Annotated in this window: 11 protein-coding genes; 8 read left to right on the top strand and 3 right to left on the bottom strand. The window is 71.5% G+C overall.

Annotation, left to right across the window (positions count from 1 at the left end; translation table 11 throughout):
* Positions 1–188 precede the first annotated feature (188 nt).
* The 6 genes from M503_RS0105665 to M503_RS0105640 all read left to right on the top strand — a co-directional run bounded on the left by M503_RS0105665 (position 189) and on the right by M503_RS0105640 (position 10,663).
* Positions 189–2,264, top strand: coding sequence for a type IV secretory system conjugative DNA transfer family protein (locus M503_RS0105665; RefSeq protein WP_155951970.1), 2,076 nt, complete (start codon positions 189–191; stop codon positions 2,262–2,264).
* Positions 2,248–3,489, top strand: coding sequence for a type IV secretory system conjugative DNA transfer family protein (locus M503_RS0105660; protein ID WP_028920033.1), 1,242 nt, complete (start codon positions 2,248–2,250; stop codon positions 3,487–3,489). Before M503_RS0105665 ends, M503_RS0105660 begins: the two co-directional genes overlap by 17 nt.
* A 279-nt stretch (positions 3,490–3,768) precedes the next feature.
* Entirely contained in the window at positions 3,769–8,028 is a 4,260-nt protein-coding gene (locus M503_RS0105655; RefSeq protein WP_028920034.1) for a tetratricopeptide repeat protein, read from the top strand.
* Positions 8,029–8,040: 12 nt separating this feature from the next.
* Positions 8,041–9,060, top strand: coding sequence for a hypothetical protein (locus M503_RS0105650; protein WP_028920035.1), 1,020 nt, complete (start codon positions 8,041–8,043; stop codon positions 9,058–9,060).
* A complete protein-coding gene (locus M503_RS15755) occupies positions 9,060–9,455 on the top strand; it encodes a PGDYG domain-containing protein (RefSeq protein WP_051414304.1) in 396 nt (131 codons plus the stop codon). The genes M503_RS0105650 and M503_RS15755 overlap by 1 nt, the downstream gene beginning before the upstream one ends.
* Positions 9,456–9,466: 11 nt before the next feature.
* Positions 9,467–10,663, top strand: a complete 1,197-nt coding sequence (locus M503_RS0105640; RefSeq protein WP_028920036.1) for an AGE family epimerase/isomerase — start codon at positions 9,467–9,469, stop codon at positions 10,661–10,663.
* A 224-nt stretch (positions 10,664–10,887) separates the two neighbouring features.
* On the opposite strand, the gene M503_RS0105635 is transcribed toward M503_RS0105640, so the two are convergent.
* Together M503_RS0105635 and M503_RS0105630 are read right to left on the bottom strand one after the other, a co-directional pair.
* The gene (locus M503_RS0105635; RefSeq protein ID WP_028920037.1) at positions 10,888–11,817 is read right to left on the bottom strand and encodes a carbohydrate kinase family protein; all 930 of its coding nucleotides are present in this window, start codon (positions 11,815–11,817) and stop codon (positions 10,888–10,890) included.
* A 13-nt stretch (positions 11,818–11,830) separates the two neighbouring features.
* Positions 11,831–13,141 (bottom strand): sugar MFS transporter, encoded by a 1,311-nt coding sequence (locus tag M503_RS0105630; protein WP_028920038.1) that lies wholly within the window; start codon positions 13,139–13,141, stop codon positions 11,831–11,833.
* Between the two features lie 171 nt (positions 13,142–13,312).
* Between M503_RS0105630 and M503_RS0105625 the strand changes: the two genes are divergently transcribed.
* The gene (locus M503_RS0105625) at positions 13,313–13,660 is read left to right on the top strand and encodes a hypothetical protein (protein ID WP_028920039.1); all 348 of its coding nucleotides are present in this window, start codon (positions 13,313–13,315) and stop codon (positions 13,658–13,660) included.
* 114 nt (positions 13,661–13,774) lie between these two features.
* Here M503_RS0105625 and M503_RS0105620 read toward each other — a convergent pair whose 3' ends face one another.
* On the bottom strand, positions 13,775–14,929 hold the full coding sequence (locus tag M503_RS0105620; RefSeq protein WP_197017183.1) for a DNA topoisomerase IB: 1,155 nt from the start codon (positions 14,927–14,929) through the stop codon (positions 13,775–13,777).
* A 133-nt stretch (positions 14,930–15,062) separates the two neighbouring features.
* Between M503_RS0105620 and M503_RS0105615 the strand changes: the two genes are divergently transcribed.
* Positions 15,063–15,449 carry an I78 family peptidase inhibitor gene (locus M503_RS0105615; RefSeq protein WP_028920041.1) on the top strand — a complete coding sequence of 129 codons (387 nt, stop codon included), beginning with the start codon at positions 15,063–15,065 and terminating at the stop codon, positions 15,447–15,449.
* Positions 15,450–15,740 lie beyond the last annotated feature (291 nt).

The following is a 15,740-nucleotide window of genomic DNA, read 5'->3' as shown; positions in this document are numbered from 1 at the left end:
GGCAAGCGCGCACAGGTCGCCATCGCAGCGTCCCTCTCTCCCTGGCTGCCGCACGCGCGGCCCGCATCCGAGGACTTCGGCCGCCGGTGCATATGACCGGTAGCGAACCTCACCCCCGCTGACCGTCTTCGCACCGGCGCCCTGCGCCGGGCGACTGACCGTGGGTGTCTCCTTCCAAGGAGCGCGGAATGCGTATGTCGGCCCTTGCCCGGTGCCCGGCGGATCTGCCGCCGGCGCCGTCCCGGCTGCTCGATGGCCTGGCCGTCGGCCTGGCCATCCTCGAAAACTCCCCCAAGGTGCGTCGCGTCCACGTGCGGCGCGCGGACCGCCTGCTCGCACTCGGCCTGCCCAATCATGGGCTGGTCGCGCTGGAAGCCCTCGCCGACACGTTCGGGAAGGGTCTGCCTCCGCGGCGCTGGTCCGCGCCGGCCCGGCGGCTGCGCCAGCAGCTGGACCCGCCCGAACCCGACTGGTTCGGCCGCGGCATGTCCACCGATGCCTGCGCCTGGGCGGCACCGGACCACCTGACCCTGCACCAGCTGCTGGCCGGGCTGGAGCCCGTGCCGCGCCGCTGCACCGACCAGGCGTGCAGCGCCCTGCAGGGGCTGGCCCGCTCCGAGCGCGCGGGGCTGGTGCTGCCGCGCCACGTGACGCGACCCGAAGCCCTGGTCGACAGCGCGCGGCCGGGGGACCAGCGCCAGGTCGTCGACTTCATCGTCGCCGGCATGCTCGACGCGCGTGCACGGCAGCCCGGCGTGCGCTTCCATCGCAACTGCCTGGCGGGCATCCGCCGCCTGGTGGACCGGCTGGTGGAGCGCAAGCTGTCGCTCGACCCGCCGACGCCGGCCAGGCCGCGCACGCGGGCCGCCAGCGCCAGGCAGCACGGCGTGCGCCTGCCGCATGTGGGCAGCCACCCGCTGCCGGCGTCGCGCGAGCCGGTGTTCGAAGGCCTGCCGCTGGGCTGGAACGGGCGGCGCCTTGCCGGTGCCGGCTCACGCCACGCCGCCACGCCCCTGCTCCACCGCGGCGAAGGTCATCTGGTGACGATCGCGCCGACCGGCGCGGGCAAGGGCGTGGGCGCGGTCATCCCGGCCCTGCTGTCGCACCGCGGCTCGGCCGTGGTCGTCGATCCGAAGGGCGAGAACCATGCGGTGACCGCACGTTTCCGCCGGCAGCTGGGCCAGCGCGTGCGCGTGCTCGATCCGTTCGGCGTCACCGGAGTCCACAGCGACCGTCTCAACCCGATGGACCTGCTGGCCGATCCGGACGATCCCACCTGGGAAGACGCAGCCATGGTCACCGGGCTGCTGGTCCCGCGCCACCGCCGGATCGACCGCAACCTGTGGTGGTACGAACGCGGCCACGAACTGCTGGCGGCGACCTTCCTCCTCGCCTGCATCGATCCGGAGCGCCGCGAACGCGGCATCGAGGGTTGGCTGTCGTTCTTCGAGGTGCCAGCCGCCGAACTGCGTGCGCAGGGCCGCGCGCTCATGGACTCGCCCAACCCGGACCTGCGCATGGCGGCCCGTTCGTTCCTGGCCGGCAGCGACGACGCCTTCGCCTCCTGCGTGCTGGTGGCGCAGGGCCTGGTGGCCGAGCTGTCGAATCCGGCGGTCGCGTGCACGGCGGTCGGGCCGTCGAGCATCGACCTGGCGGACTTCGCCGCGGGCGTGCCGATGACCATCTACCTGGTGCTGCCGCCGACCCAGCTGCGCGCGCAGGCCGCGCTCATGCGTCTGTGGGTCGGCATGCTGCTGCATGCGGCACTCGGGCGCCGGCGTGCGCCGGCCGAGCGGACCCTGTTCCTGGTGGACGAGGCTGCGCAGCTGGGCCCGTTGCCGCCGCTGGTCACCGCCATGACTCTGGCCCGCGGCTACGGCGTGAACGTGTGGACCTTCTGGCAGGACCTGGCGCAGATGCAGGCCACCTACCCGGACCTGTGGAAGGCCCTGCTGCACAACTGCGCCGTCCACCAGGTCTTCGGCGTGCCCAACGAAGCCACGGCGATGGAGCTGGCGCGGCTGCACGGGCTCGACGACCACCGCGAACTGCTCTCGCCCGGGCGCGACGCGATGCTGCTGATGCAGGCCGGCCGCCTCTCGCTCGACGCCAGGCGGGCGAACTACCTCGCCGATGCCGCGTTCGCCGGCTGCTTCGACCCCAATCCGCTGCACGGCGGCGTCCCGCACGAGGGCGCACCGGCCAGCAACGTCACCCCCATCCACGCCCGCCGCCAGGAGGTCCGCCATGTTCCCGAACTCTGACAACGATGCCGTCCTCCTCGGCCGCGATCCGGCCACCGGCCAGCCGATCAGCCTCGGGCCGGAAGGCCACGTGCTGACCGTCGCGCCCACCGGTGGCGGCAAGGGCGTCAGCGCGCTGATCCCCGCCCTGCTCACCCATCCCGGCCAGGCCATCGTGCTCGACTGCAAGGGCGAGGCCGTCGCGGTGACCCGCCGCTACCGCGAGGAAGTGCTGGGCCAGGACGTGGTCGTGCTCGATCCGTTCGGCATCGGCGATGGGGCCGGCGGCGCGCTCAATCCGTTCGACATGCTGCCCGCTAACGCCATCGGCGCAGGCGGCGAACTGCGCGCCTTCTCCAACCTGCTGGCGCCGGTGCAGGACGCCTCCGGCGATCCGTACTGGTCGCTGGCCGGGCGCCAGCTGATCTGCGGCCTGCTCGCCCACTACCTGGACACCACGCCCGCGCCGGCGCGCAACCTGGCCGGCTTCCTCGAGCTCGGGAGCCGGATGGTCGTCGAGCCGAAGCTGCTGGGCGTGCAGATGGCGCAGTCGTCCATCGCCGAGGCGCGCAGCCAGGGCCAGGTGGTGCTGTCCTCGGCCAGCGGCCAGGACACCGCGCGCGACGTGGTCTCCCACGCCGACACCCTGCTCAGCGCGCTGCGCGGCCGGGTCACCGCCCAGGCCACGGCCAGGACCTCGTTCGATCTCGACGCGCTGCGGGACGGCCGGCCGATGACGATCTATATCGTCATCCCGCCGAACCGGCTGCCGTCGTCCGCCCGGCTGCTGCGCCTGTGGCTGGGCACGCTGTCGGCGCTGCTGCTGGGACGCCGCGCACGGCCGGCCTGCCCCACGCTGCTGCTCATCGACGAGGCCGCCCAGCTCGGCCACCTGGACCTGTTCGTGACCGCGATGACCCTCTACCGCGGCTACGGGGTGCAGTGCTGGAGCTTCTGGCAGGACCTGGACCAGCTGCACGCGACCTATCCTCACGAATGGCGCACGATCCTCAACAACGCCGCCGCGGTCCAGGCCTTCGCGCCCAGCTGCCCCAGCATGGCCGAAGAATTCCGCCTGCTGATGCCGCGCCTGACGACGCCGGAACTGATGGCGCTGCGCAGCGATGAGCTCGTTCTCGCGCGCGCCGGGCGTGCCGGGCAAATTGTCCGCAGGATTAATTACCTGCAGGAATCCGTGCTGGAACAACGGGCTGATCCGAATCCCTGGTATGCAAATGCTGGCTGACGGTTGCCGCCCGTGCCCTACTCCGGGCAAAGTCGCTTCCAAGGGAATGGAGATGTCTGCTTGGTCAGCGATTGCAGCAGGGGGTCGCGTCACGGGGAAGGGCCGGGAAGGCCTGTGATTGCAGACAGGCAGGCGCCTTCGGACTAGGCCGCACCACGTGCGGCACTCCATGGGTAAACCCTTCGATCGCCCGGGTGCGCATGCGCCCGGGCGCGGCGTCATGCGCGTCGAAGCGGTGTGAAACACGTACGGGCTTTGCAACAGGGGAAACACGACGCCATGGATCAGGGACGTTCCCGCGAGATCCGCATCTTCATCTCGTCCACCTTCAAGGACATGCACGCCGAGCGCGACTACCTCTTCTCGCACGTGTTTCCCGTGGTGCGGAAGGCGTGCCTGGAGCGCGACGTGGTCCTGTCCGAGATCGACCTGCGCTGGGGCATCACCGAGGAGGAATCGCGCAACGGCCGCACCATCGAGATCTGCCTGGACGAGATCGAGCGCTGCCGCGCCTCCGGCCGGACGCCGTTCTTCATCGGCCTGCTCGGCGAGCGCTACGGCTGGGTGCCGGATCCGGCCGACCTGCGCTCGTTCTGGGAACAGCGGCCCGACTCGCCGCACGCCGGGCAGATCCGCCGCGCGCTCGAGCAGGGCATCAGCGTCACCGAACTGGAGATGCGCGTGGGCGTGCTCGAACCGGCCGAACCGGCGACGCGCGCGCGGGTCTACCTGCGCTCGCCGGAGTTCACCGGGCAGTTGGCCCACGACGCCACCGAGCCGACGGCGTTCGCCGACGCCGATCCCCGCCAGGCCCGGCTGAAGGATCGCCTGCGCGCCTCGGGCAATGTCGGCATCGACGGCTACGCGAGCCTGGAGGAATTGGGCGCCGACGTGCTCGATTACCTGCTGCGCGAGCTCGACGGCATCTACCCGCTCGAAGACGCGCCGGATCCGCAGACCCGCGACTCGCAGGCGCACGCGCACTACGCGCTGTCGCGCCTGCAGGCTTACGTGCCGCTGCCGGACTTCCGCGCGATCGTCGAGGACGCGTGCGCCGCGCAGTGGAACCAGGATGACGCAGCGCCCATCCAGGTCGTCGCGCCTTCCGGTTACGGCAAGAGCGCCTTCCTCGCCTACCTGGCCCGCAGCGTGGACGCCACCTGCTTCGCGCACTACACCGGCGCCGACGGCAACCGCACGCTGGCCCACTGGCGCGACCGGCTGGTCGCCTGGCTGCAGCGCGCGGGCCTGGCCGACGCCCAGCTGCCGAACGACGACGATGGCCGCTGGGCCGCGCTGCCGACGCTGCTTGGAATGGCCGCCCAGCGCACGCCGAAGCCGCTGCTGCTCACCCTCGACGCGCTGAACCAGCTGGAGGATCCAGGCCAGGCGCTCGACCGCCTGTCGCACCTGCCGCTGCCGCGCGGCGTCGCCCTCGTCGTCACCTGCACGCCCGAGGCCGCCAGCCCGACCTGGACCACGCTCCGGCTGCCGCCCCTGGACGGCGCGGCGCGCGCGCGGGTGGTGGGGGCGTTCCTGCAGCTGTACGGCAAGTCGATCTCGCCCGCGCAGGCGGACATGCTCGCCGGTGCCGGCAACTGCGCGGTGCCGCTGTTCCTGCGTCTGGTGCTCGAGGAACTGCGCCTGCACCCGAACCACGAGACGCTGTCGGACGAACTCGGCCGCCTGCTGGCGATGCCGGACACGCCGGCGCTGTTCCGCGACGCGCTGCGGTCGATGGACGCGGAGTACGGCAACGGCGGGCTCGTCTCCACCCTGCTCGGCTACATGTCGCTGTCCCGCCGCGGCCTGGCGCGTGCCGACCTGGCGCGGCTGGCACCGCCGCCCGGCCTGGAACGCATTCCCGACCGCATCCTGTCGCCGGTCATCTCCCGCCTGCTGCCCTACCTGGTCAACGACAACGGTCGCTACCGGCTGATGCACGGCATCCTGGAAGCGGCGCTCGACCTCGACGACACCGCCACCCGTACTGCCCGCGAGCACCTGGCCCGGCACTTCACCGGCGAGGATGGCGAGGCGGTGGCCGAACGCGTCTTCCAGCTGCTGATGCTCGACGACCTCGCCGGCATCGGCCGCGCGCTGTCGCCGCCAGCCGCGGCGCTGGCCCTGCATGGCACCGATCCCGAGCTTGCGCGGCGCGCCCTCGCCGCGATGGGCGCCGGGCTGACCACGCCCACCGGGGACCTGCATGCGCTGGCTTCCAGCTGGCATGGATCGATCGCCGGTGCCGCGATCGACCTGCAGAAGGCCTTCGCCTTCGCCAGGGCGCTGGAGGAATGGCACTTCGTCGGCATCGGCCTGGCGTGGACCTCGGCCCTGGTCGACCGCGTCTCCGGCCGGCGCGAGGAACTGAACTGGATCGGCCAGGCGCTGGGCACGCTTTCCAAACTGCACCGGGCCAGCGGCGACCTGGGCCAGGCCGAAGCGGCCCTGGCCAGGCTGGAAGGAATCCTGGCCAAGGTGAACCCCGGCAACGTCGAAGTGCGGATGGAACTGAAGATGACCCTGGCCGGCATCCGCCGCGACCAGGGCCGGCCGGCGGAAGCCGAGGCCCTGTACCGGGAAATCGCCGCCCACTTCGAACGGACACCGGGAATCCCCCCGCGCGTGCTCGCGGTGGCCTACGACAACCTCGCCGTCGCACTGGGCGAGCAGGCGAAGCTGGAGGAAGCCGAGGCGGCATACCTGAAGGCGCTGGAATACGACCGCGCCACCGGCATGCAGCAGACGATGGACTCGGCGTCCATCATGAACAACCTGGCGTTGCTCTACTCGATGACCGGCAGGCTCGCCGAAGCCTCGGCGATGCTCGAGCGGGTGCTGGCTATCATGTCGGTCCACCTCCCGCCCAACCATCCCAAGCGTGCCGCCACGCTCGATGCGGTGGGCCTGCTGCAGCGCAAGCAGGGCGACTTCGACGCCGCCCGCAAGACCTACCGCGAGGCGCTGGCGATCTGGCGCGCGTGCAAGGCGCCCGACCATCCGGACGTGGCCACCTGTCTGGTGCATTGCGCCCAGCTGGAAGTCGCGGCCCGACGGCCATACGAAGCCGTGGCCTGGTTCCGCTCGGCCGAGGCCATCCTGCGCAAGCACCTGCCGGCGCAGGCCGAAGCGCTGGGCCTGGTGCTGGTGAGCCTGGCGCAGCTGTGCGAGGAGACCGAGCCTGGCCAGGCGCTGGCGCTGTGCACCGAAGCGCTCGCGATCACCAGTCCCGATTCCAGGGTGATGGCCGGCGCGCGGATCGAGGCGTTCCGGATCCTCGCCGCCTCGCACCAGCGGCTCGGCGATGCCATCGCGGCCGTGGATGCCCGTTGCGACGAACTGGCGACGCGCTGGAAGTTCGGCGAAGGCGCACCCGCGGTCCTGCTGCAGCACTCGCTGGAGCTGGTGTCTCCCCTGCTCGGTGCCGGGCACGATGCAAAGTGCATCGAGCTGTTCTCCGCGGCCGCCGGTGCGATCGATCCGCGCTCCGCCGAAGGCGCCATGCTGCCCAAGATCGCGGAGATGGTGCTTTCGCTGCACCTGAAGGCGGGCCAGGAGGAGCAGGCCGAAACCTGGATGCGCCGGCTCCTCGAGTTCCGCCGGGTGCGCCTGCCGGAAGATCCGGAAGAACTCATGGTCGACCTGGCCACCGTCGCCGCGCGGATGCGCGAGCGCCAGCGCTGGGCCGAGGCCGAACCGCTGTACAGGGAGATCGTGGCGCTGCGCCGCCAGTACGCGCCGGACAACGCCCAGGCCCTGGTCCGCAGCCTCAACGACCACGGCATGACGCTCACCCGGCAGGGCAACCACGCTGCCGCGGAACCCGTCCTGGCCGAGGCCCTGGCCGGGTGGCGGGCGATGGAGAACCCGCCGCCCGGGATCCTCGCCCTCGCCTGCGAGAACCTCGCCACCTGCCACCAGGAGCTGGGGCGTCTCGATTCGGCAGCGCAGCTGCTGCGCGAAGCCATCGGCCTGCGTCGCGCCCATCTGCCTGACGACCGTGCCGGACTGGCGCTGCGCCTGGTGAACCTGGCCACGGCCCTGCAGGGGCTCGGCGATGCGGCCGGCTGCGTGCCCGTGCTCGAGGAAGCCCTGGCCATCCGCCTGGCGGACCAGGGCAGGAGCGGCGACGCGGCCAATCCCGCCTTCCTGCTCGGCAGCGCCTTGCGCGCGCTCGGCCGGGACGCGGAGGCCGAGCCGCACTACCGCACCGCCCTCGACCTGCTGCGCGCACGCCTGCCCCCCGGCCACCTGGACCTGTTCCCGGTGATGAAGGAGCTCGCCGACCTGCGCGCGAAGGCCGGCGATTTCGCCGGCGCCATCGCGATCCACGCCGAAGCGGCGGTGCTGCTGTGCCGCGGGCTCGGACCGGAGCATCCGCACATCCGGCAGTACCTGGCGGAACTGCACAAGCTGCACGTGCTGGCGGGGCGGGAACAGGACTTCCAGGCGTTCCTGGATGGCCTGCTCGCGCAGCTGGGGAGCAAGGATTCGATGCAAGGCGCGGCGGCGCAAGGCGATCATTCGCAGCACTGAGGGGGAAAGAACATGCACGAAGTCGACGAAACCTTGGCCAGGACGTGGGACAAGCCGTCCGCCCCGTCGCGCAGCGGTCGGCTGTTCAGCCTGCTGATGCGGCCGTTCGGCTATCCGCGCCTGGAAGGCGGCAGCTTCATCAGTGCGTATCGCGGACCGCAGGCGTTCGTCGAGGCCTGCGGACTGGACGAGGATGCGTGGGCGCGGCACTTCGACCAGTGGGACCGTGCCGCGTCGCGTGCGGCCAACCGCCACCGCGACCGCGTCGTGCTGCTGCACTTCCTGGCCGCGCTGGCGGTGCTGACCGCGGTGCTGGGCGCGATCGGTTTCCTCGGCCACGCCATGGGCCTGGTCTGGGCGCTGGCGGAAGTGGTGATCCTGGTGAGCATCGTCGCCATGGTCCGCCGCGACCGCCGCCCGGAGTCGTCGACCCACCACGCCTGGCTGTCCTGCCGCAAGCAGGCGGAACGCTTCCGGGCCGAGGCATTGGCGCGGATTCCCGCGGCGCCCGGGATCGCCGACGAGGCGACGCGGCGTGCGGCGATCCTGGCCCTGCTCGAGGACCAGATCGGCTACCAGGCCAAGGCCCACCATCGCTGGGAGGAGCTGCATGGCGGGCTGGAACGGGCGACCCGTGGCATCTTCTACCTGGTGCTCGCGGCGGCGGCGGGCCACCTGGTGCCGATCGGCGTCGAGTCGTGGCGCGCAATGGGCAATGCGGTGCCCCACGCTCTCGAGGCGATCGCGCATTTCTTCCACAGCCCGAAGTGGCTGATCATCACCGCGGCCGGTCCGGCGTTCGCCGCCTGCCTGCACGGCATCGCCAGCAAGCTCGAGGTGAAGCGCCTGGCCTCGCAGGCCGGCGCGATGGCGGCCCGGCTCTCGGCGCTGAAGCTGGAACTGGAAAGCCTGGGCCCGGACAATGGGCGCGAGCTCGAGCGGCTGGCGCAGCGCATCGCCGACGAGCTGACCGCCGAACACAGCAACTGGCTCAGCCTGGTCGAACACGCCGAGCTGGAGGAACCCGCCTGATGCGAGCCACCAAGAAGCCGGTTTCCGTGGCGGTGGAATTCGCCACGGAAGACGGCACGCTCCAGACGCTGGAGGGCCCGGTGCGCTACCGCGCCGGCGACGCCCTCGCCACCGGCGTCAAGGGCGAGCGCTGGCCGATTCCGCGCGAGACCTTCCTGGCCAGCTACAGTCCGGAACCGGGCTTGGTGGCCGGCGCTCCGGGCAGCTACGTCAAGCAGCCGGTCGAAGTGGATGCGGTGCGGATGGATTCCGCCTTCAGCGTCGAGATCGAAGGCGGCATGCTGACCGGGTCGGCGGGAGACTGGCTGGTCACCGCCGCGGACGGCAGCCAGTGGATCGTCCGCGACGACGTCTTCCGCGAATCCTATGTAATGCAGGACCCCCTGGACGACTGAGGAGCAGCGGCATGAGCGGGAACCCGGCCACCAGCGCACCCGACTTCCACTCCCGCCCGTTCCTGCTCGACCACGTGCGCCGCACGATGGCCTTCTACCATCCGCGCTGCATCGACCCGCGCGGCGGTTTCTTCCAGTTCTTCAAGGACGACGGCCGCGTCTACGACGCGCATACGCGGCACCTGGTCAGCAGCACGCGCTTCGTCTTCAACTACTCCATGGCCTGGCAGGCATTCGGCGAGGACGCCTACCGCGACGCCGTCCGCCACGGCATCGCCTTCCTGCGCGATGCGCACCGCGATACGGCCACCGGCGGCTACGCCTGGGTGCTGCACGACGGCCAGGTGCAGGACGCGACCAACCACTGCTACGGCCTGGCCTTCGTCGTGCTGGCCTACGCGAAGGCGCTGGAAGCGGGCCTGGAAGAGGCGCGCGGCTGGCTGGAGGAAACCTGGGAACTGATGGAGCGGCGCTTCTGGGAGCCGCAATCCGGGCTCTACGCCGACGAGGCCGATCCGGACTGGAACGTCTCGCCCTACCGCGGCCAGAACGCCAACATGCACGCTTGCGAGGCCTGGCTGGCGGCGTTCGAGGCCAGCGGCGAGCGGCGCTACCTGCAGCGCGCGGCGCTGCTGGCCGACAACATGACCCGCCGCCAGGCCGCGCTGGCCGGTGGCCTGGTATGGGAGCACTACCATCCGGACTGGTCGGTGGACTGGGACTACAACCGCGGCGACCGCAGCAACATCTTCCGGCCCTGGGGCTTCCAGCCCGGCCACCAGGTGGAATGGGCCAAGCTGCTGCTCGGGCTGGACCGGCATGACCCGCAGGACTGGCGACTGCCGCGCGCGCGCGAACTGTTCGACCGCGCCGTGGCGATGGCGTGGGATCCGGTCCATGGCGGCCTGGTCTACGGCAACGACATCGACGGCGGCATCTACGACGCCGACAAGTACTTCTGGGTGCAGGCCGAGGCGATCGCCGCGGCGGCAGTGCTGGCCGAACGCACGGGCGATGCCACTTACTGGGACTGGTACGACCGCATCTGGACCTACAGCTGGACGCACTTCGTCGACCACCAGCACGGCGCCTGGTACCGCATCCTCGGCCCCGACAACCGCAAGCTCACCGACGAGAAGAGCCCCGCCGGCAAGACCGACTACCACACCATGGGCGCCTGCTACGAAGTACTGCGCACGATCCGGTAGCCACGCTCACCGGCTGTGCCCGGCGCCAGCTGCAAAGGAAGAGCGGAAACCGGGGCGTAGCCCGGGTAAGGCCGCAGGCCGCACCCGGGGTAATTCACCCACTACGCGACTCAAGCGCCAACCGCTTACCCGTCCCGGATGCGCTTCGCTTATCCGGGCTACACGAGCGAAACGAGCCCCTCTCCCACCGGGAGAGGGGTTGGGGGAGAGGGCCGGCGTCCGACTCAGGCCGATGCGTCCAGCAGCGCCTGCACCTCGGCCGCCGTCGGCGCATGCGCACCGGCGCGCGTGCAGGCGGCAGCGGCAGCGGCGGCGGCGAAGCGCACATGTTCCCCCAGCGACGCTTCCGGCCGCTGCAACAGGCTGGCCAGGTAACCGCCAATGCAGGCGTCGCCGGCACCGACGGTATCGACCACTTCGACGCGGAACGCCGGCTGCCGCATGCAGGTATCGCCCTGGCAAGCGGTGATGCCCTCCACGCCCTGCGTGTACAGCAGGGTCGCCGCCGGCGCGAGCCCGCGCACATGCGCGATCGCCTCTTCCGGCTCCAGCGCCGGATAGATATGCCGCAGGTCCTCGTCCGACAGCTTCACCACCGTCGCCAGCGCCGCCAGGCGTTCGAACAGCGCCGGGTAATCGTCGCCCATCAGGTTGCGCCAGTTCGGATCGAAGCTGATCGGCACCCCGGCCGCATGCAGCGCCTCGGCAATCGCCAGCAGGCGCGCGCCCAGCGGTTGCCGCACCAGGCTGATGCAGCCGAAATGGGCGAACGCACAGGCCCGCTCCCAGCCGGCCGGCAGCAGCGAAGGATCGAAGGCCAGGTCGGCGGTGTCGTTGCCGAGGAAGAAATAGCGCGGCGGCGAGAGCGCGTGGACCATCGCCACCAGCGGCGCGCGCTCCACCACCTGCAGGAAACGCAGGTCGAGGCCGGCCTCGCGCGAAAGCGCGACGATCTCCTCGCCGAACAGGTCCCTGCTCACCGCCCCGCCCCAGCCGGTGGGCGCGCCCAGCCGCGCCGCCACCCGCGCCACGTTCCAGCAGGCGCCGCCGGCCACGCTGCGCCAGCTGTCCGGCCCGGTGCGGACCATGTCGGTCAGCGCCTCGCCGAACACCACCAGCCGCGGCAATCCGCCCGCGCGCTCCTGTGCCCCCATCCGCAACCGCGCCTCAGGTTTCCGCCGCGGCGACCGCTGCCGGCGCCGGGCGGGCCGGCAGCACGCCGAACCGCACCAGCAGCCCGTAGCAGGCGATCCATACGTAGCACGCCGCCGGCACCACCAGCGCCAGCGCCAGGCCGAAGCGGTCCGCGGTCATGCCGATCAGCAGCGGCACGATCGCGCCGCCGACGATGGCCAGGCACAGGATGCCGGAACCGCCCGGGGTGTCCTCGCCCAGCCCGTCGATCGACAGGGTGAAGATGGTCGGGAACATCACCGAATTGAACAGGCCGATCGACAGGATCGCCACCGCCGCGGCGGTGCCTTCCAGGGTCGTGCCGGCCAGCAGCGCCAGCAGGCCGGCGCAGGTCGCGCAGGTGGCCAGCACCACCCCGGCCGGCACCATGCGCAGCACCCACGCGCCGATGAAACGCCCCACCATGGCCAACCCCCAGTACACCGAGATCAGGTTGCCGGCGGCGTGTTCCGAACCGGTCGCGCCGACCATGATCAGGTAGTTCACCAGCGCGCTGCCGATGGCCACTTCCGCGCCCACGTACAGGAAGATCGACAGCGCGCCCAGGCTCAGCCGCGGGATCCGCAGCAGGCGCAGATAGTCGGCCTGCCCGACCGGTCGCACCACCGGCACCGGCGCGCGGCGGTAGGCCCAGCACAGCGCGGCCAGCACCAGCAGCACGCCGGCGATGATCATGTACGGCAGGCGCACGTGGCCGGCCTGCTCGACGCGGAACGCGGCCAGCGCCGCCGCATCCATGCCCGGCGTCGGCTCGCTCACGCCCGCCGCCAGGATCAGCGAGGAACCGAACAGCGGCCCGAGCATGGTGCCGAAGGAGTTGAACGCCTGCGCCAGGGTGAGCCGGCTGTGCGCCCGCGCCGGATCGCCAAGTCCCGCGGCGAGCGGATTGGCCGCCACCTGCACCAGGGTGATGCCGCCGGCCAGCACGAACAGCGCGGCGAGGAAGGCCGGATACCAGCCCATCGACGCGGCCGGCGAGAACATCAGGCAGCCGCCGGCCATCACCGCCAGGCCCAGCACGATGCCGCGCATGTAGCCGATCCGGCTCACTAGCAGCCCGGCCGGGATCGAGACGATGAAGTACGCCAGGAAGAAGCAGAACTGGGTCAGCATCGCCTCGGCGTAGCTCAGCTGGAACGTCGCCTTGAGCTTGGGGATCAGCACGTCCACCAGCACCGTGCAGAAACCCCAGGCGAAGAACAGGGTGATCACCAGCGGCAGCAGCCATGACGCGACCGCGGCCTGTCCGCCGCTGGCATCCGGCGGCGTTTCCTGGATATGCATCGGTGCGGCCTCCCCGCGCTGTGATGGCGCCGATCATGGCGCATCCGCCGGGCGCCGTCCGCCTATTCCATCCGCGCGGGTCGGGCATGGCCGCGCGGAATACCGCGGTCTTCATCCTGCGCCCACGGCGGCGGCGGCAGGCTGGCTTTCCCGGCTTCACGGAGTACCGCCATGGCGCGATCCCCCCGCCCCATTGCCGCCACGGGTGCCTGCCTGCTCGGCGCCTGCCTGCTCGCAGGCTGCGCCGGACCGCGCATCGCCGAGGTGGCGCCGATCGACGGCGTCATCTCCGGCCAGTGCCATACCGACATGGTCCGCGGCGCGGTCGGCCTGGCCGCCTCCGACGCCACCCTCGCCCGGGCGCGGGTGGACAGCGACAGCACCGAACTGCAGGTGGTGCGCGGCGCGGGCGAACGCCAGGGCAGCACCCACCAGCCCGTCCCGGCCACCAGCGGCGGCTCGCGCCTGACCGTGGAGACCGGCCGCAACAACGCGATCACCGGGATGTCCTGCAGCTGACGGACTTCCTGTGGAGCGGAGCGTGCCTCGCTGCTGTCCGGCAGGCGCCTGCTCCGCTGGTCGCTTGCGTCCAGCGGTAGTGGCAGCATGCGGGGCACGCCCCACTCCACCGGTTCAGCCCCGGCGGCGCGGGGTGCGGCGCACGCGATGGGCGCGGCGCAGGTAGGCCAGCGCCGCCCGTTCCCACTGGCGCTGGCCGCGGCAGGTCGCGCACTGCCGCTGCAGGCTGCCATCGAGCCAGCCTTCGAACACGCATGGATCGATGTACGCGCTGCGGCACACCGCCGGCGTGTTGCCCAGTGCCGCGGCCACCTCGCGCACCACCTCCATCTGCTGCGCGGCCTGCCCGCGCTGGCTCGCCTCGGCCTCGCCCAGCGCCACCAGCCGGCGGATCGCGGCGACGGTGCCGCCCCAGGTGCGGAAGTCCTTGGCGGTGAACGCCTCGCCCATGGCTTCGCGCAGGTAGTCGTTGACCTGGGTCGACTGCACTGGCAGCACCGCGCCATCGTCGTCGCGGTACTGGAACAGCGCCTGCCCGGGCAACTCGCGGCAGCGGCGCATCAGTCGCACCAGGCGCGCGTCGTCGAGCACCGCTTCCTGCGGCTGGCCGGCCTTGCCACGGAACGCGATCCGCGCGCGGCCACCGGCGAGGAAGTCGACGTGGCGGTTGCGCAGCGTGGTCAGGCCGTAGGACCGGTTGCTGCGCATGTAGGTGTCGTTGCCGATGCGCAGCAGGGTCTCGTCCATCACCGCCACCACCAGCGCCAGCACCTTGCCGCGCGGATGGCCGGGCAGGCCGAGGTCGCGCCTGAGGCTGCGGCGCAGCGCCGGCAGGGCTTCGCCGAAGGCGACGACGCGGGTGAACTTGCCGGCACCGCGATGCCGCACCCAGTCGGGGTGGTAGCGGTACTGCTTGCGCCCGCGCGCGTCGCGGCCGGTGGCCTGCAGGTGGCCGCAGGCATCCGCGCAGATCCACACGTCGGTCCAGGCCGGCGGGATCGCCAGCGCGCGGATCCGCGCCAAGGTCGCCGCGTCGCGCACCGCCTTGCCGCCCAGGCGGTAGGCGAAGCCCTTGCCGCAGCGGACGCGGCGGATCCCGGGGGCGTCGTCGCCCACGTGCACCAGGCCGGCGCGGTCGGCATCGCGGGCGCAATCGGGGATCGGCGGCGTGCTGGGCATGGAGGAGGGCGCGGCGGGGGACGCCAGTGTCACCATCGTGGTGCATGGAGCGCGTCGTCGCCGCGCATCGGCAACGTCAAACCGCGACATCGGCGGCCGCGGTTAACGGTTCGCGAATGTGGCCTCCGGCAAGCTTGCTGCGCACTTCCACCGGGAATTCCCATGCGCGCGTCTGTCGTCCGTCGGACGAGGAGCACACCCGCGTCGACGTGCTGGAATTCCCATGCGCGCGTCTGTCGTCCTTCGCCTGCTTCCGTCGTTGGCCCTGCTGGGCCTGCTTTCCGCCTGCACTCCCGAAGTCGCCCAGGAAGACGATGCCGCCGAGCAGGAGCAGGCACTGGTCGCCGCGCAGCAAGCCGCCGAATCCGCCGCCGAACCGCCGCCGCCGGCCGACGCCGACGCGCCGCCGACCTGCGATGCCAGCAAGGTGCAGGGCCTGATCGGCCAGGCGGTCGACGACGCCAAGGCCGAACAGGCGCGTATCGATGCCGGCGCCGACAAGGTGCGCATCCTCAAGCCGGGCGAGATGGTGACCATGGAGTTCGACGGGGCGCGCCTGAACATCGAAGTCGACGACGCCGGCACGATTACTTCCGTGCGCTGCGGCTGAGCGTCGCGCGCGGCGGGCGTCACCGCCGCGCGCATCGGACTGCGTTTGCATCATGAACAGGGCGCGCACCCGCCCGCCGCTTTCGCGCGTGCGCGACTGGCGGGAGCTGCTCCGGGCGCCTGCACTCAGGTCGCGACCAGACGGTTTCAAAAGCACCTTTTCCAGGCGTCCGCATCGCGGTTGCGGCACCGCAACATCTGTGCTTTAGTCGGGCTTCCGGCGGCATTCCAGGTCGCGCCAGTTTCCTCGGAAACTGTGTGCGGAGCCGCCTTCCCTCGCGTCCGGGAAACA

This window comes from Pseudoxanthomonas suwonensis J47, assembly GCF_000513955.1.
Lineage (GTDB): Bacteria > Pseudomonadota > Gammaproteobacteria > Xanthomonadales > Xanthomonadaceae > Pseudoxanthomonas > Pseudoxanthomonas suwonensis_C.
This window is presented reverse-complemented; position numbering and strand designations above follow the sequence as displayed.